Source organism: Aggregatilinea sp. (assembly GCF_036822615.1).
Classification (GTDB): domain Bacteria; phylum Chloroflexota; class Anaerolineae; order Aggregatilineales; family Aggregatilineaceae; genus Aggregatilinea.
In genome coordinates, this window is record NZ_DAISHJ010000029.1 from 9,646 (window position 1) to 10,067 (window position 422).

Below are 422 nucleotides of genomic sequence, written 5' to 3' on the forward strand. Positions count from 1 at the left end.
ACAATGAGCACTTTTGACATGCGATTGATCCCCCGTCCCTGTGTGGTGGCGGCATAAATTATAAGCAAAGCTGCGCCAGCACGCGCCTTTGCACTTACCCCGATCACCGGGCGCTCTTCCCCAAGACGCCCAGTGTATCATCATAGTATACGCCGCCTTTTGTGTGGACGGGGACCTTTTTTCGCACATTTTACAACTCACGCTGGTCGTCGCAGAACGCGCGTGCTAACATGAACAACAGACGTCGCAAAACGTTAAAACGTATGCTATGATGTGCGGACCCTGGTAACAGAAGGATAGCGATTGGATGGCTAGCAAGAAGACCGCCAGCGGCGGTCGTTCTGTGTCTGATGACAACGCGGCTCCCAAAAGCGCGGCTTCGAAGTCTGCGCCTCGTGCCAGCCGGCCCAAGAGCCAATCGG